The organism is Allobosea sp. R86505 (genome assembly GCF_042466375.1).
In the GTDB taxonomy this organism is placed as follows: Bacteria; Pseudomonadota; Alphaproteobacteria; order Rhizobiales; family Beijerinckiaceae; genus Allobosea.
Genome location: NZ_JAXHPY010000001.1, coordinates 1,288,838 through 1,304,481, shown reverse-complemented (window position 1 = coordinate 1,304,481; position 15,644 = coordinate 1,288,838). Strand labels below are relative to the sequence as shown.

Annotated in this window: 13 protein-coding genes and 1 tRNA gene; 8 read left to right on the top strand and 6 right to left on the bottom strand. The window is 68.1% G+C overall.

Features of this window, described 5'->3' with window-relative positions; genetic code table 11:
• Positions 1-377 precede the first annotated feature (377 nt).
• The 7 genes from SJY11_RS06275 to SJY11_RS06245 all read left to right on the top strand — a co-directional run bounded on the left by SJY11_RS06275 (position 378) and on the right by SJY11_RS06245 (position 8,152).
• Positions 378-1,523: a type III PLP-dependent enzyme gene (locus SJY11_RS06275; RefSeq protein ID WP_376985711.1), complete on the top strand. Its 1,146-nt coding sequence runs from the start codon at positions 378-380 to the stop codon at positions 1,521-1,523.
• Between the two features lie 231 nt (positions 1,524-1,754).
• Entirely contained in the window at positions 1,755-2,291 is a 537-nt protein-coding gene (locus SJY11_RS06270; RefSeq protein WP_376985709.1) for a GNAT family N-acetyltransferase, read from the top strand.
• A gap of 200 nt (positions 2,292-2,491) precedes the next feature.
• Positions 2,492-3,337 carry a carbohydrate ABC transporter permease gene (locus tag SJY11_RS06265; RefSeq protein ID WP_376989262.1) on the top strand — a complete coding sequence of 282 codons (846 nt, stop codon included), beginning with the start codon at positions 2,492-2,494 and terminating at the stop codon, positions 3,335-3,337.
• Positions 3,334-4,188: a carbohydrate ABC transporter permease gene (locus SJY11_RS06260; protein ID WP_376985707.1), complete on the top strand. Its 855-nt coding sequence runs from the start codon at positions 3,334-3,336 to the stop codon at positions 4,186-4,188. The genes SJY11_RS06265 and SJY11_RS06260 overlap by 4 nt, the downstream gene beginning before the upstream one ends.
• Before the next feature lie 11 nt (positions 4,189-4,199).
• On the top strand, positions 4,200-5,531 hold the full coding sequence (locus SJY11_RS06255; protein ID WP_376985705.1) for an ABC transporter substrate-binding protein: 1,332 nt from the start codon (positions 4,200-4,202) through the stop codon (positions 5,529-5,531).
• A 223-nt stretch (positions 5,532-5,754) separates the two neighbouring features.
• Positions 5,755-6,582 (top strand): phosphodiesterase, encoded by an 828-nt coding sequence (locus SJY11_RS06250; RefSeq protein WP_376985703.1) that lies wholly within the window; start codon positions 5,755-5,757, stop codon positions 6,580-6,582.
• A gap of 133 nt (positions 6,583-6,715) precedes the next feature.
• Complete coding sequence (locus SJY11_RS06245; RefSeq protein WP_376985701.1) at positions 6,716-8,152, top strand: homospermidine synthase; 1,437 nt, start codon at positions 6,716-6,718, stop codon at positions 8,150-8,152.
• A 145-nt stretch (positions 8,153-8,297) separates the two neighbouring features.
• On the opposite strand, the gene SJY11_RS06240 is transcribed toward SJY11_RS06245, so the two are convergent.
• The 4 genes from SJY11_RS06240 to SJY11_RS06225 form a co-directional block, all read right to left on the bottom strand.
• Positions 8,298-9,668, bottom strand: a complete 1,371-nt coding sequence (locus tag SJY11_RS06240) for an MFS transporter (protein WP_376985700.1) — start codon at positions 9,666-9,668, stop codon at positions 8,298-8,300.
• Between the two features lie 137 nt (positions 9,669-9,805).
• Entirely contained in the window at positions 9,806-10,477 is a 672-nt protein-coding gene (locus SJY11_RS06235; RefSeq protein WP_376985698.1) for an LON peptidase substrate-binding domain-containing protein, read from the bottom strand.
• 16 nt (positions 10,478-10,493) lie between these two features.
• The gene (gene trxA, locus SJY11_RS06230) at positions 10,494-11,393 is read right to left on the bottom strand and encodes a thioredoxin (protein WP_376985696.1); all 900 of its coding nucleotides are present in this window, start codon (positions 11,391-11,393) and stop codon (positions 10,494-10,496) included.
• Between the two features lie 77 nt (positions 11,394-11,470).
• Positions 11,471-12,010 carry a prolyl-tRNA synthetase associated domain-containing protein gene (locus tag SJY11_RS06225; RefSeq protein WP_376985694.1) on the bottom strand — a complete coding sequence of 180 codons (540 nt, stop codon included), beginning with the start codon at positions 12,008-12,010 and terminating at the stop codon, positions 11,471-11,473.
• A 209-nt stretch (positions 12,011-12,219) separates the two neighbouring features.
• Here SJY11_RS06225 and SJY11_RS06220 point away from each other — a divergent pair.
• Positions 12,220-12,294: transfer RNA gene (locus tag SJY11_RS06220), tRNA-Gly, on the top strand.
• Positions 12,295-12,407: 113 nt separating this feature from the next.
• Here the strand turns inward: SJY11_RS06220 and SJY11_RS06215 are convergent.
• Both SJY11_RS06215 and SJY11_RS06210 read right to left on the bottom strand, forming a co-directional pair.
• The gene (locus SJY11_RS06215) at positions 12,408-14,954 is read right to left on the bottom strand and encodes an HWE histidine kinase domain-containing protein (protein ID WP_376985693.1); all 2,547 of its coding nucleotides are present in this window, start codon (positions 14,952-14,954) and stop codon (positions 12,408-12,410) included.
• Position 14,955: 1 nt separating this feature from the next.
• On the bottom strand, positions 14,956-15,507 hold the full coding sequence (locus tag SJY11_RS06210) for a biliverdin-producing heme oxygenase (RefSeq protein WP_376985691.1): 552 nt from the start codon (positions 15,505-15,507) through the stop codon (positions 14,956-14,958).
• Positions 15,508-15,644 lie beyond the last annotated feature (137 nt).

Below are 15,644 nucleotides of genomic sequence, written 5' to 3'. Positions count from 1 at the left end.
CAGGTGTTGGAGACGGATGGAGGGGGATGGATATCCCCTCAAATCACGCTCCCGGTTCCCTTCTCCAGGGAACTGTCACCGAACAGCGACTGGCAGCCGGAGGCGAAACCGGCGAACCCCGAATCTCCACGGGGGACGCAGCTTAAAGCAACGACGGAACGGGCTTTTTTTGGTCTCGCTGGTCCTCCAAAGACCAGCACCGAAGAGGCTTGTCCTTCATTGCCGGGCGTGCGGGGTCTCCCCAAGCGACGGTTACCAGGGTCCGGACGTTTCGTTCGGTGATGTGCGGCGTTTCCAACGCGTCGCCGATCGCCCGATCGACTCAAGCCGGCTTCATGTCGCATCGGCGCCGCTTGCGCCGGAGGGAGACGCGTCTCATGACCGAGCGCATCCGTGAGTTCCTTCGTACCCGCCGCGAGGATGGGCCCTGCGTCGTCATCGATCTCGATGTCGTGCGCGAGAACTACCATGCCTTCTCCCGGGCTCTCCCCGACACGCGCGTCTTCTACGCCGTGAAGGCGAATCCCGCGCCGGAAGTGCTGGCCCTGCTCGCCAAGCTCGGCTCCTGCTTCGACTGCGCCTCGGTCGTCGAGATCGAGCTCGCGCTCGCGGCCGGCGCCACGGCGGATCGCATCTCCTTCGGCAACACGATCAAGAAAGAGCGCGACGTCGCCCGCGCCATGGAGCTCGGCGTGCGCCTCTTCGCCGTCGACTGCACGGCCGAGGTCGAGAAGGTCGCCCGTTCGGCGGTTGCCACCGGCGCGAAGGACGTGCGCATCTTCTGCCGCATCCTCTGCGACGGCGCCGGCGCCGATTGGCCGCTCTCGCGCAAGTTCGGCTGCGTGCCCGAAATGGCCGCGGACGTGCTCGAGCACGGCCATCGTCTCGGCCTCGCCGCCTATGGCATCTCGTTCCATGTCGGCTCGCAGCAGGCGAATGTGAACGCCTGGGATTCCGCTCTGGCCTCGGCCTCGGCGGTGTTCAAGGAGTGCGCCATCCGTGGTCTCTCGCTGTCGATGGTCAACCTCGGCGGCGGCTTCCCGGCGCGCTACCTGAAGCCGATCCCGGGCGTGCCGTCCTATGGCGATGCGATCTTCCAGGCGCTGTCGAAGCATTTCGGCAACCAGCTCCCGGAGACGATCATCGAGCCGGGTCGCGGCATGGTCGGCAATGCCGGCCTGATCGAGACCGAGGTCGTCCTGATCTCGAAGAAGGCCAAGGACGATCAGGTCGCCTGGGTCTATCTCGACATCGGCAAGTTCAACGGTCTCGCCGAGACCATGGACGAGGCGATCCGCTACCCGATCCGCAGCGCCCGCGACGGCGATGCGACTGTGCCCTGCATCCTGGCCGGCCCGACCTGCGATTCGGTCGACGTCATGTACGAGAAGACCCCGTACATGCTGCCGTTCAGCCTCGAGATCGGCGACAAGCTGCTGATCGAGGGCACGGGCGCCTATACGACGACCTATTCGGCCGTCGCCTTCAACGGCTTCCCGCCGCTGAAGCAGTACGTCATCTGACGTGATCGGGGCGCCGCAGGGCGCCCCGCGAGATCGGGTCCGGCGAAGCGCCCTGCCATGATCGGCAGGCCGCCCGCAGTTTCGGGCGGAGCGTCCGCGCCTCCAGAAGGAAGCGCGGCGGACGTGGCTCCCGCCGGACCCTCTTCCACACATCCCTGTTGCTTGTGGCCGCGCTCGCGCGCGGCGCCGGGAAGGTCTGCTGCGCGCAGGCGCTCCGGCCGGAGGTGCGTCATGATCACGATCCGCGACGAAGTCGCTGCCGACATCCCCGCCCGCGAGGCGCTGCTCGACCGCTGCCTCGGCGAGCGCCGCACCGCCAAGTCGAGCGAGCGGCTGCGCGAAGGCCGTTTGCCGGCTGAAGGCCTCGCCTTGACCGCGGAGCGCGACGGCGTCGTCGTGGCGACGGTGCGGCTCTGGCATGTCGATGCCGACGGCAAGGCCGCGCTCCTGCTCGGCCCGCTCGCGGTCGCGCCCGAGCTGCAGGGCGAGGGCCTCGGCCGCGCGATGATGCGGGAAGTGATCTGGCGTGCGGCCTGCCGCGGCCATGGCGCCGTGCTGCTCGTCGGCGACGCCGCCTATTACGAGCGCTTCGGCTTCTCGGGCGATCTCACCCGCGATCTCGCCATGCCCGGCCCGGTCGAGCGCGAGCGTTTCCTCGGCCTCGAACTGCGCGACGGCGCGCTGTCGGGCGCAACCGGCGTCCTCGTCGCCACCGGCCGTCCGGCCGGGGCCTCGGCCGCCGCGGAGCCCGCGCGCCGCGCCGCCTGAGGATAACCGTGACGGCCGCAGCGTTTCGCCGGGGCCGTCACGCATCCGTCATCGGACTGTAGCCGCTCCGTCGTCACCGCCCGCCATGACCCCGCCCGAAGGTGGGGTTCATGGCGCAGGCGGTTCTGACGGCGGGCAAGGCGAGGGAATGGAGCGCGCCGCGCTGGCGGCCGCGCCGGGCGACCCTGCTCGCCTTCGCCATGCTGGCGCCCTCGCTCTTGTTCCTGGCGCTGTTCACCTATTGGCCGGTCGTCCAGGTTCTCTGGCAGTCGCTGCACGGGCAGGTCCGCGTCGGCGGGCCGCAGGCCTATGTCGGCCCGCATAACTTCCTCAAGCTCTTCGCCGATCCCGCTTTCCGCAAGGCGCTGGCCAACAACCTCGTCTACGCGCTCGGCACGGTGATCCCCAGCCTCGTCCTGGCGCTGGGCTTCGCCATGGCGCTGGCCCGGTCGAGCCGGGTCAATGCTCTGTTCCGGGCGCTGTTCTTCCTGCCCGTGCTGATCCCGCTCGTCGCGGCCGCCTCGATCTTCCTGTTCCTCTTCCTGCCCAATGTCGGGCTGCTCGACTACCACCTCGCCAAGCTCGCGATCTCCGGCCCCAACTGGCTCGGCGACCCGGACATCGCGCTCTGGTCGATCATGGTGCTGACGGTCTGGAAGAATGCCGGCTATTACATGCTGTTCTTCCTCGCCGGCCTGCAGGCGGTGCCGGCCGATGCCTATGAGGCCGCCATCCTGGATGGTGCCGGCCCATGGCAGCGCCTGGCTTACGTCACCCTGCCCTTTCTCAAGCCGACCATCGGCTTCGTGCTGGTCATCGGCCTGCTCAACGTCGTCACCCAGGTCGATCATGTCTTCGTCCTGACCAAGGGCGGCCCGTCGGACTCCACCAACCTGCTGCTGTTCTACGTCTACCAGCAGGCGGTCGAGAACTACGACGCCGGCCGCGCGGCGGCTGGCACGCTGGTGATGCTGGCGCTGCTGCTCGTCGTCACCGCCTCCTCGCTGCGCACGCTCGAGCGCTCCTTCGGGGAGAAGGAAGCATGAGCGCCGCCACCATGAGCACCGGCGTTTCGACCGGCGAGATCACACCGAAGCTCGGCTATGCCGCGACGTTGCTGATCGCCGGCCTCTGGATGGTGCCCTTCCTCTGGATGCTGGTCGCGGCCTTCAATCCCGAAAGCATCGGGGCGGGCATGGCCTCGCTGATTCCGTCCTACATCCCGACGCTGGCGAATTTCCGCGAGGCCTGGGCCTCGGCCGATTTCCCGCGCTACGGCCTGAACACGCTCGTCATCACCCTCGGCATTCTCGCCGTCCAGATCGTCACCATCACGCTCGCCGGTTACGCCTTCGCGCGGCTCGAATTTCCCGGCCGGACGCTGTGCTTCTATCTGTTCCTGCTCCAGCTGATGCTGGCTCCGGTCGTGCTGATCGTCCCCAATCTCACGACGATCGCGCAGCTCGGCCTTTATGACAGCCTGCTTGGCGTGATGGCGCCCTATTTCGCCTCGGCCTTCGGCACCTTCCTGATGCGCCAGGCCTTCCGGGCGATCCCGCGCGAACTCGAGGACGCCGCCCTGATCGACGGCGCCAGCGTCTTCCAGCGCATCGGCTTCATCTATCTGCCGCTGGCCAAGCCCTCGCTCGTCGCCTTCTCGATCGTCTCCGTCACCGCCCATTGGAACGAGTTCCTCTGGCCGCTGATGGTGATCAACTCGCCCGATCTGCGCCCGCTCACCGTCGGCCTCGCCTCCTTCACCCGCGGGGCTGAGGGCGCGCAGGCCTGGGGCGTCATCGCGGCGGGAACCCTGCTGGTCAGCGCCCCCCTGCTGATCGCCTTTGCGCTGTTCCAGCGCGCCTTCGTCAACTCCTTCGTCTCCTCCGGCATCAAGTAAGGGAAGCCACCATGACGACCACCCGACGCAACGTCCTCGCCGGTGCCGCGCTCGCCGCGAGCTTCGCGCTGTCGCCCGCCTTCGCCCAGGCGCCGACCGAGATCGAGCTGTTCTTTCCCGTCCCCGTCGACGGCCAGCTGGCCCGCGACATGGCCGCGATGATCAAAGAGTTCAACGAGAAGAACCCGTCGATCAAGGCGACCCCGGTCTATACCGGCTCCTATGACGAGACGCTGATCAAGACCCGCGCCGCGATGAAGGCCGGCAAGCCGCCGGCCGCCGTGATCATGTCCGCCAACTTCCTGCTCGACCTCAAGATCGAGGGCGAGATCCAGCCGATGGACGGCCTGATCAAGGCCGACGGCAAGACCAACGACCAGTTCATGGGCCAGTTCTTCGACGCGCTGCACGGCAATGCCGTCCTCAACCGTCAGGTCTATGGCGTGCCCTTCCACAACTCGACGCCGCTGCTCTACGTCAACACCGACCATCTCAAGGAAGCCGGCCTCGACCCGAACAAGCTGCCGGCGAACTGGGAGGAGCTGGTCGCGACCGCCAAGAAGTTGACCAAGCGTGACGGCGACCGCGTCACCCGCTGGGGCATGATGATGCCCTCCAACTATGATTACGGCGGCTGGATCCTGCAGGCCCTGACCCATTCCAATGGCGGCCAGTGGTTCAATGTCGATTACGGCGGCGAGGTCTATTACGACACCCCCTCGATGCTCGGCGCCCTGACCTTCTGGTCCGACCTCATCGCCAAGCACAAGGTCCATCCGGCCGGCGTCCAGGCGGGCGGCGCGGTCTCCTCGGCCTTTCTCTCCGGCCAGGCCTCGATGATGCTGCTCTCGACGGGCTCGCTGACCCATATCCGCAACAACGCGAAGTTCCCCTACAAGGTCGCCTTCGTGCCGAAGAACGTGAAGAACGAGGTTCCGATCGGCGGCGCCTCGCTGGTGATCCCGACCGGCGTCGAGGGCGAGCGCCGCAAGGCCGCCTGGACGCTGATCAACTGGATGACGAGCCCTGAGAAGTCCGGCTGGTGGAGCCGCGCCACCGGCTATTTCGCCCCCAACAAGGCCGCCTACGACCTGCCGGAGATGAAGGCGTTCCTCGCCAAGAACCCCGACGCCGGCATCGCCGTGAGCCAGCTCGCCGTCGCAAAGCCGTGGTTCGCCACCTACAAGACCGTCCCCGTCCGCAAGGCGATCGAGGACGAGCTGGCCGCCGTGCTCTCGGGCAAGAAGCAGCCGAAGGAGGCCCTCGTTGCTGCCCAGAAGGGCGCCGACGAGATCATGCGTCCTTATGTCGAGCAGACCGCGCTGAAGCTGCCGACGAACTGAACGCGCGCCATCAACGTTCGCCGCTTGTGCTCCTCCCCTCCCCCTTGTGGGGAGGGGCTGGGGGTGGGGGCGAACGACCGGGTTCGACGCACGGTCATCAACGCGATGGCAACAGCGGCAGCGCACCATCTTCCTAACGCTCGCTTCGGCTTTCCGCCCCACACCCCTGGCCCCTCCCCACAAGGGGGAGGGGTACGCGTTTCATCCTGCCAGGCAAAGACACATGCTCATCGCCCAGATCACCGACCTGCACATCCGCCCGCGCGGCAAGCCTGCCTATCGCGTCTCCGAGACCAATGCGCTCAGCGAGCGCGCGTTCGATGTCGTGGCGCGGCTCTCGCCCCGGCCCGATCTCTTGGTGATCACCGGCGATCTCACCGATTGCGGCCTGCCCGAGGAATACGCGATCCTGCGCGCCATGCTCGACGGCCTCGGCATCCCGGTCCTGCTCGTGCCGGGCAACCATGACCGCAGGGAGACGCTGACCGCCGGCCTGGCGCTCGATGCGCGGCAGGTCCTCGACGGCGGCTTCGTCCAGTTCGTCGCCGATTGCGGCCCCATGCGGCTGATCGGCCTCGACACGCTGCTGCCGGGCAAGAGCGCCGGTGCGCTCTGCCCCGCGCGGCTCGCCTTCCTCGACAAGGCGCTGACGGAAGCCGACGGCAAGCCCGTCGCGATCTTCATGCACCACCCGCCCTTCGACTGCGGCATCCGTCACATGGATGCGATCCGCCTCCTCGACGGCGCGCAGGAATTCGCGGCCATCGTCGCGCGTCATCCCAATATCGAGCGCATTCTCTGCGGCCATCACCACCGGCCGATCGTGACGCGCTTTTCCGGCACGATCGCGCAGATCGCCCCGAGCGTGACCCATGCCGTCACCCTCAACCTCTCGGAGGCGAGCCCCTCGACCTTCCATATGGAGCCGCCGGCCTATCTGCTCCATTCCTTCCGCGAGGGCGCCGGCTTCGTCACGCACATGGCCTTCGTCGAACGCTCGCCCGGCCCCTATCCGTTCGTTCTGGACGCTGACTATCCCGGCAGCCACTAGACCTTCGCGGAGTGCGCTCGCGACCGCCTCTGCGGTTGATATTTGACTTGAGGGACGCTTCCCCCCTAGGAGCCGGGGTGGCTCCGCGCGGCCACCCGTGAACAGCGCCGATCCCAAAGGAGACAACCCGAGAATGAGCACCTGGCCCGTCTATGGAGAGATCACCGGCCCGATCGTGATGATCGGCTTCGGTTCGATCGGCCGCGGGACGCTGCCGCTGATCGAACGGCACCTGAAGTTCGACAAGAGCCGCTTCGTCGTCATCGCGCCCGATGACCAGAACCGCCACCTCCTCGACGAGCGAGGCATCCGCTTCATCCACGAAGCCGTGACGCTCGAGAACTACAAGGACATGCTGTCCCCCCTGCTGACCGCCGGCGGCGGCCAGGGCTTCTGCGTCAACCTCTCCTGCGACACCGGCTCGCGCGACATCATGGAGCTCTGCTCCAGCCTCGGTGCGCTCTATATCGATACGGTCAACGAGCCCTGGCTCGGCTTCTACTTCGACGAGACCAAGGGCCCGGGCGAGCGCTCGAACTATGCGCTGCGCGAGATGACGCTCGCCGCCAAGCGCGCCCGCAAGCCGGGTTCGACCACGGCCGTCTCCTGCTGCGGCGCCAATCCCGGCATGGCCTCCTGGCTCGCCAAGAAGGGGCTGCTCAACATCGCCGCCGACATGCGCCTCAACGTGCCGCAGCCGACCACACGCGAGGAATGGGCCGCGCTGATGCATCGCGTCGGCGTCAAGGGCATCCACATCGCCGAGCGCGACACCCAGCGCTCGAAGAACCCCAAGCCCCCCGGCGTCTTCGTCAACACCTGGTCGGTCGAGGGCTTCATTTCGGAGGGCGTCCAGCCGGCCGAACTCGGCTGGGGCACCCATGAGAAGTGGATGCCGGACAACGCCCGCACCCACGAGACCGGCTCTCAGGCGGCGATCTACCTGATGCAGCCGGGCGCCGCGACCAAGGTCCGCAGCTGGTGCCCGACGCCGGGTCCCCAGCACGGCTTCCTCGTCACGCACAACGAGTCGATCTCGATCGCCGATTATTTCACGGTGCGCGACGACAGCGGCAAGGCGATCTATCGCCCGACCTGCCACTACGCCTATCACCCCGCCAATGACGCGGTGCTCTCCCTGCACGAGATGTTCGGCAATGCCGGCCGCCCGCAGGAGGAGCATCACATCCTCGACGAGGAGGAGGTCATCGACGGCATCGACGAGCTCGGCGTGCTGCTCTACGGCCACGAGAAGGGCGCCTACTGGTTCGGCTCGCAGCTCTCCACGGAAGAGACCCGCAAGCTCGCCCCCTACCAGACCGCGACCGGTCTGCAGGTCACCTCGGCCGTGCTCGCCGGCATGGTCTGGGCGCTGGAAAATCCCAACGCCGGCATCGTCGAGGTCGAGGAGATGGACCTCGACCGCTGCCTCGAGATCCAGATGCCCTATCTCGGCCCGGTCAACGGCTATTACACCGACTGGACCCCGCTCGACGGTCGCCCCGGGCTTTTCCCGGAAGACATTGACGAGAGCGATCCCTGGCAGTTCCGGAACATTCTGGTTCGGTGAGGGCAGTCATTCCGGGGCAGGCGCGCAGCGCCTGAACCCGGAACCCACGACCGGGCACGGCGGTTGCGGCCCGGTTCCGGCTGGCGTTGTACCCCGTTATGGGTTCCGGGTTCGGCCCTTCGAGCCGCCCCGGAACGACAGCGGTTTACGGCGCCCGTTTCACCTTGACCCCCGCCAGCAGCGCCCCGCCGGTCAGGAAGAACAGGATCAGCACGGCCAGCCCCGCGCGCTGGCTGGCGAAGACTGTCGTCGCCAGCGCCACCAGCGTCGGCCCCAGGAAGGACGTCACCTTCCCCGACAGGGCGAACAGCCCGAAGAACTCGCCGACGCGCTCCGGCGGCGCCAACCGCGCCATCAGGCTGCGCGAGGACGCCTGCAGCGGCCCCGCCACCAGCCCGATCAGCAGGCCCAAGCCCAGATAGACCTTCTCGGACAGCGAGCCGAACAGCCCGTCGCCGGGCGTGGCCGGCGCGGCCTCGACCACGAACAGGATCCGGTCGGGCGCCAGCGAGAGAATGCCGAGGCAGGCCAGCAGCAGGCAGCCGATCGCCCCCAGCACCACCGTCTTGCCGCCGATCGCATCATCGACCCGGCCACCGATCCAGGCGCCGAACGTGCCGGTCACCGTCAGCAGGATGCCGAAGACGCCGATCTCGATTGTCTGCCAGCCGAAGACGCCGGCGGCATAGATGCCCCCGAAGGCAAACAGCGCCACCAGCGCGTCCTGATAGACCATGTTGGCGAGCAGGAAGCGCCCGAGCGAGGGCAGCCGCGGCAGCTCCCGCAGCGTCGCCATCAGGCGACCGACGCCACCCTGCGCCGCCGCCCGCAGGCTCAGGCCCGAGCGCACCGTGTCGGGGGTGAACAGGAACATCGGCGCCACGAAGACGACGAACCAGAGCGCCGTCAGCGGGCCGGAGAAACGGTCTCCCTCGCGTGCGGCGGCATCCAGCCCGAGGATCGGTATCAGCCCCACCAGCGTCTTGCCGGTGAGCGGATCGGCTGCGAGCAGCGCCAGCGTCAGCGCGAGCGAGATCAGCCCGCCGAGATAGCCGATCGCCCAGCCCGTGCCCGAGAGCCAGCCCAGCCGTTCGGGCGGCACCAGCCGCGTCATCATCGCATTGTTGAAGGTGGTCGCGAACTCGGCCCCGATCGTCGCCAGCACGAAGCCGCACAGCGCGATCGGCACGGCCCAGGGCGATCCCGGCACGGCGAACCAGAGCGCACCCGACCCCAGCACCAGCATCGCGCCGAACACCGCGATCCACGGCTTGCGCGGCCCGGTCCGGTCGGCGATGCCCCCCAGCAGCGGCGAGAGCAGCGCGATGCACAACCCCGCAAAACCGGTCGCATAGCCCCACAGCGCCTGCCCCTGCGCCGGGTCGGCCGCCAGCGCCGCGGCGAAGAAGGGCGCGAAGACGAAGGTCGTGATCAGCGTGAAGAAGGGCTGCGCCGCCCAGTCGAAGAACAGCCAGGCCGTGACGGCGCGGCGCGGGGGATACGAGGTCGGGTGCACCGCTCAGCCCTCATCCTGAGGAGCAAGGCGCAAGCCTTGCGTCTCGAAGGATGCTCCAGCGGCGTCGGGAACCTCCTGAACCATCCTTCGAGACGCCGCTCCGCGGCTCCTCAGGATGAGGGCGGCGGACACCCGCTTCACTGCAGCGTCGTCTCGGGATCGCCGCCGTTGCGGGCCAGCTCGATCTCGGTGATCGCGACCAGCACCTCGGCGCGCTCCTTCAGGGTCGGCGCCTCCAGCAGGGCCTGCTTCTCGCGCGGACCGAAGGGGCACATCATCGAGAGCGCATTGACCAGCGCCTCGTTGGGGGCCTCGTTGACGCCCTTCCAGTCGATCTTGAGCTCGCTCGCCTTGGCGAAGGCGCGCAGCGCCTTGAGCAGGGCGTTGCGGTCGACCGCCTCCTCGCCGGCGCGCGCCGTGAAGTCGATCAGATAATCGTCATAGCCGACGCGACACTGGCGATATGGCGTCGTCACCGACAGCTCCTCGGCGATGCGGAAGCGCGCGACCCCCGTCAGCGTCAGGATGTAGCGGTCGTCGCCGGTCTCGGCGAACTGCGTGATCCGGCCGAGGCAGCCAACCTGCAGCAACCCCGGCGTCGCCGCCTGGCGGCTGCTCTCCGGCTCCGGCTGGACGATGCCGACGACACGATGCGTGCGGATCGCGTCGTCAATCATGGCGATGTAGCGCGGCTCGAAGATGTTGAGCGGCATCTGCCCGCGGGGCAGCAGCAGCGCGCCTCCGAGCGGGAAGACCGGCACCACGGCCGGGCAGTCCTCCGGCCCCTCATAGACGGCGTTCATGCCCATCGGCCGCTCCTCGCGTTCAGGAGAACAACAGGGTGGAGAGCTTGCGCCGCCCCGCCATGCTGTGCTCGTCCATCGGCCCCCAAGCCTCGAAGAACTGCAGCAGCTGCTTGCGCGCGCCGTCGTCGTTCCAGGTACGGTCGGCCTTGATGATCGCCATCAGATGATCGACCGCCTCCTCGCGCCGGTCGCGCGCATTCAGCGCCAGCGCCAGATCGAAACGCGCCTGGTGGTCCTTCGGATCCGCGGCGACCTTCGCCTCCAGCTCCGCCGTATCCCCGAGCGCCGCCGCCTGCTGCGCCAGCTCGATCGCGGCGCGCACCGCCACCACGGCCGGATCGGCCGCCTTGGCCTCGGGAACCATGGCGAGGATGCCGGTGGCCCCCTCGAGATCGCCGAGATCGAGATGCAGCTTCGCCAGACCCGCGATCGCCGCGACGTTCTCCGGCTCGAGCTCGAGCACATGCGCGTAGAGCTCGCTGGCGCCGGCTGCGTCGCCGGCCTCGGTCGCCGCCTTGGCGGCCGCGATCACCTCCTCCGTCGCGCCGGGGCCCATCGTGCCGACGAGCTTCTCGATGAAGGCCTTCACCTGGCTCTCGGGCTGGGCGCCCATGAAGCCGTCGATCGGCTGGCCCTGCTTGAAGGCGATGACCGCGGGGATCGATTGGATGCCGAGCTGGCCGGGGATCTCCGGGAACTCGTCGATGTTCATCTTGACGAGGCGCACCTTGCCGCGCGCCGCCTTGACCACCTTCTCGATCACAGGGGTCAGCTGCTTGCAGGGGCCGCACCACGGCGCCCAGAAGTCGACCAGCACCGGCTGCTTCATCGACTCGGCGATGACATCCTGCCGGAAGCCCTGGGTGCTCGTGTCCTTGATCAGGCCGGGTTGTTCGGCCGTGTCGCCATTGACCAGCATGGGACGTCCTTCATCGCCTGCATATCGGAAACGGGGTGGTCCGGCCGCGCCCGCAGCCAGCCCATAGATGGGGAGGATCAGGCGTTCTGTCCATCTTCGGGAACCGGCAAATCGACGATCATCGGATCGTGGCCGGTCTCGCGCAGGAAGGCCAGCAGATCGTCCAGCTCGAGCCGCAGCGTCGCGGTGTTGATCAGCGGGTGGAAGTTCACCGGCTCGCCGATGGCGAGGTTGCGGTCGAGCACCATCGTCACGGCCCCCGCCCGGTCGTTGATCACCGCCAGCGCGGTCACCGAGCCCGGCGTCACGCCGAGCTTCTCCATCAGCGCCTCGGCCGAGCAGAAGGAGAGCCGCCCGCTCGCGCCCAGCGTCTCATGCAGGCGCTTGAGGTCGATGCGCGCATTCTCGCGCGCCGAGACCAGGAAAAGCCGGCCCTTCTTGTCCTTCACGAACAGGTTCTTGGAATGCAGCCCCGGCAGCGTGCCGCGCAGGGCCTGCGATTCGGCCACCGTGAAGACCGCCTCGTGATCGACGCGCACATAGGCGATCCCGCGCTCACTGAGATGCGCACAGAGTTGCTTGGGCGTCAGCGGTGCGGCGGCGATATTCTGCGACATGAGAAGGCGGGCCCGGCCTCGAAAGAGCGTTGGAGCGCTGCGTAACCCGCCGCAAACGCCGCCACAAGCGCCCGCGCGCGACCGGATCGGCGCGTTCGGCGGCGCTTCCGGGAAAAGATGAAATTGCCGCAACAAGGCGCTTGCACTGCGCGCCGCTTTGGGGCAATAAGCCGGCCTCCGCGGCGGAAACGCTGCGCCGATGTCCTGATGCGGGAGTAGCTCAGGGGTAGAGCACAACCTTGCCAAGGTTGGGGTTGAGGGTTCGAATCCCTTCTCCCGCTCCAGGACATATAGCCCTCGAGATTGTCGCAAGCGTCGGGCCTCCCGGCGCCTTTTGCGTTCTGGGGTCGGGTGTTGTCGGCGCGACCGCCCGGTGAAGGCGGCCTGATCGGCCTTCTCAGACCATGCCGTGCTGCGCCTGCCGGAGCGTCGCGCTGAGGCTTCCGACGGAATAGGGCTTGCGCACGACCGGCGCCGGGTGGTCGATGATCGGCAGCCGCGAGCCGTCGTCATAGCCGGTCGCGAAGACGAAGGGTCGCTTCGCCGCCACAAGCCGCCGCGCCACCTCCTCCGACGTCTCCGTCCCCAGATTGACGTCGAGCACCGCGATGTCCGGCAGGTCGCGTTCGAGCAGGCTCATCGCCTCGGCGACGCTGGCGCAGATGGTGACGCTCGCCGCTCCCATAGACAGCAGCATCTCCTCGACATCCATGGCGATCAGGAACTGGTCCTCCAGCAGCAGCACGCTCTTGCCCTGCACCGGCGAGGGGGCGTCGGCCGGAACTGCTGCGGGCGCCGCCCCCTCGGCCATCGCCGACGCGGCCTCCCAGGACATGAACCGGGCGGGAATGGTCAGCCGCGCCACCACGCCGCTCGGGGCGAAGCTGACGTCACTGCGCCCCCCGAGATCAAAGGGAATGCTGCGGGAGACGAGCGCGCTGCCGAAGCCGGTCCGCGTCGGCGGCGAGACCGGAGGCCCGCCGCTCTCGCGCCAGCTGATCAGGCAGTCGCCCGGCTCGGACCGGGACCATTCCAGCGCCACGCGTCCACCCTCGCGCGACAGCGCCCCGTACTTGGCCGCATTCGTCGCCAGTTCGTGGATGACGAGGGCGAGCACGGAAAACGCCCTGGGGTCGAGCGCGGCCGATGGTCCCTCGAGCGCGACGCGCTGGGCGCTTGCGAGATAGGGCGCGAGTTCCGCCTCGAACAGCTCGCGCAGCGCCCCGCCTCCGGCCGAGAGCGTCGCCTGGTCATGCGCCAGCGAGAGCGCGTCGATGCGGCCCTGGATCGTCTGCACGTAAGCGCGGATCGCCGTTTCGTCCTGCACCGGATAGGAGACGATCGAGCGGATCACCGAGAGGATGTTCTTCACCCGGTGGTTGAGCTCCTGGTTGAGCATCTTCTGACGGGCCTCGGTCTTGCCGCGCTCCTCCGACAGCAATTCGCCCTGGCGCAGCACGACCTCGATCAGGGCGCCGCGCGCCGATTCCGCCAGGTCGAGTTCCACCGGCATCCAGGGCAGCGAGCGGTTCTCGACCGTCTGTTTCCAGACGGCGAAGCTCTGGCGGGGCGTCAGCCGGTCGCCGAGTGGCCCGGATGCATAGGTCTTGTTCGGATCGCCGCCCCACTCGACGGTCTGGACGAGTTCGCGCCGGAACAGCAGCAGATAGTCGCGCGGCCGTTGCGAGAGCGGGATCGCCAGCAGACCGGACGCCTCGGCGGCGAAGGCGCGCGCGGCCGGGACCTCATCCGACAGGGCGCTGGTCGCAAAGACAGCCCCAGGTGAAGCCTGACCCACATAGGCCGCGAGTTCTGGAACGGCCTCGGCCGGCGGCACGGCGCCCCAAGACGACCAGACCCCGTCGAGCAGCAGGCCGACGCCGTCGCAGGCGACGAGTTCCGGGAAAGAGGCCAGATGAGAGCGCAGGAACGCCGAGAGATCGGTCATGTGGACCGAGGACGCCAGCAGATCCTTGAGGTAGCGCCGGGCGCGGTCGCCCGCCTCGAGCTTCTGCTTCTGCGTCAGGGCGCCGAGCTGGAGCGCGAAGAACTCGCCGAAGATCTCGGCGGCGATGCGCTGGTTCATCGACATCGAGCGGGGCGAGTAGTGGTGGCAGGCGATCAGCCCCCAGAGCGCGCCGTCGACGATGATCGACACCGACATCGAGGCGGCCACACCCATATTGCGCAGATATTCGCAATGGATCGGCGAGACGCTGCGCAGATGCGAATAGGTCAGGTCCAGCGGCTGGCCGGCTTCGTCGAGCACGGGCTCGATCGGATGCCGCGCGCCGCTCGCATCCGAGACCAGGCGGATCGGATTGAGCAGATAGAGCTGGCGCGCCTGCTGCGGGATGTCGCTGGCGGGGAAATGCTGGCCCCGGAAGCTCTCGAGATCGGCCCTCTTGGCCTCGCTGACGACCTGACCCGAGCCGTCCGCGGCGAACTGATAGATCATCACGCGGTCATATTGCAGGATCGCACGCAGCAGCCGCGCCGCGCTGTCGATCAGTTCGCGCGGCGTCCGCACATGACTGAGCCGACCGACCAGCGTCCGGGCGAACTCGAGCGGCGAGGCCGGTCCCTTCGGGCTCGACAGCTCGAATTCGATGATCGCATTGCCCTTGAAGCGGTGCACGCTGATGTCGAAGATTCGGGGCGTCGTCGACAGCGTGACGCTGGGCATCAGCCCCGGCCGAGAAGGCTGGCCGGAACGCGAGAGCGCGTTGCGCAGCTCATGCACCGGCGTCCCGCCCAAGACGTCTTCGAGCTTGCGGCCGACCAGGTTTTGCTCGGGCAGGCCCAGGAACGCGGCTGCGTTCTCAGACTGGCGCCGGACCACGACGGCGCCCTCATCGCAGACCAGCAGGCAGCCATGGCTCTGGATGCTGCCGGGGACGTGGATGGGCTCGCGGTCGCAATTCGTCAGATCGACGGTCGCCATCTCAGGAAAACCCGTTGCCCTTCATCGCCGCGGCCGCATGATCGAAGGCGGCGACCGCCGCCCCGACCGCTGCCCCCTGATCAACGCCGGAAAGACCGTCGATGATCCCGACGAAGCTCTGCCAGTTGGAAAGGCCGCCGGCCTGCGCAGCGAGGTGGCGCGCACCGCGAGCCCCGTCGAAGCCGAGTCCCGCGGCCATTTTGACGATCAACCGGGCGCCCAGGGACGACCCTTCCTGCACGTAGGCGACGCCGATGCGGCGGGAGATGTCTTTTGACAGGTCGAGCGGGCGAACCTCGGGGCGCGGCAGACCGAGATCGGCGAGGTCCTGCCGCAGCAGCGGCAGCAGCGCGGCAGGCCGCCAGGCGCCGAAGGGTGCAGGCCAGGCCGCCTCCGCGAGGTAACCCTCGACCGCCGCGCGATGTGCATAGGAGGCGCGCAGGAAAGCCCCATAGCGCGCGGCGCTGTCGATCGGCCCGACGAGCCGATCGAGCCTCTCATGCGCGGGCCGCGTCTGCTCGCGCAGGAAGAACCGGAAGGAGGATGCAGGCATGAAACGGAGCGAGCGGGCGAGCGCTCGACGGCCTTTGGCGACGGCGACCCGCCGACGATGATCGGCGAGGACGTCGGGGAACGGGCGGCGGAATGCCGCGGGTGCTCCCTTTCAATGCTTCACGCTGGGTAAAGTTC

Coding starts and splice junctions, on each gene's coding strand:
- SJY11_RS06275 (WP_376985711.1), top strand. CDS start 378: ATGACCGAGCGCATCCGTGAGTTCCTTCGTACCCGCCGCGAGGATGGG.
- SJY11_RS06270 (WP_376985709.1), top strand. CDS start 1,755: ATGATCACGATCCGCGACGAAGTCGCTGCCGACATCCCCGCCCGCGAG.
- SJY11_RS06265 (WP_376989262.1), top strand. CDS start 2,492: ATGCTGGCGCCCTCGCTCTTGTTCCTGGCGCTGTTCACCTATTGGCCG.
- SJY11_RS06260 (WP_376985707.1), top strand. CDS start 3,334: ATGAGCGCCGCCACCATGAGCACCGGCGTTTCGACCGGCGAGATCACA.
- SJY11_RS06255 (WP_376985705.1), top strand. CDS start 4,200: ATGACGACCACCCGACGCAACGTCCTCGCCGGTGCCGCGCTCGCCGCG.
- SJY11_RS06250 (WP_376985703.1), top strand. CDS start 5,755: ATGCTCATCGCCCAGATCACCGACCTGCACATCCGCCCGCGCGGCAAG.
- SJY11_RS06245 (WP_376985701.1), top strand. CDS start 6,716: ATGAGCACCTGGCCCGTCTATGGAGAGATCACCGGCCCGATCGTGATG.
- SJY11_RS06235 (WP_376985698.1), bottom strand. CDS start 10,477: ATGGGCATGAACGCCGTCTATGAGGGGCCGGAGGACTGCCCGGCCGTG.
- trxA (WP_376985696.1), bottom strand. CDS start 11,393: ATGCTGGTCAATGGCGACACGGCCGAACAACCCGGCCTGATCAAGGAC.
- SJY11_RS06225 (WP_376985694.1), bottom strand. CDS start 12,010: ATGTCGCAGAATATCGCCGCCGCACCGCTGACGCCCAAGCAACTCTGT.
- SJY11_RS06215 (WP_376985693.1), bottom strand. CDS start 14,954: ATGGCGACCGTCGATCTGACGAATTGCGACCGCGAGCCCATCCACGTC.
- SJY11_RS06210 (WP_376985691.1), bottom strand. CDS start 15,507: ATGCCTGCATCCTCCTTCCGGTTCTTCCTGCGCGAGCAGACGCGGCCC.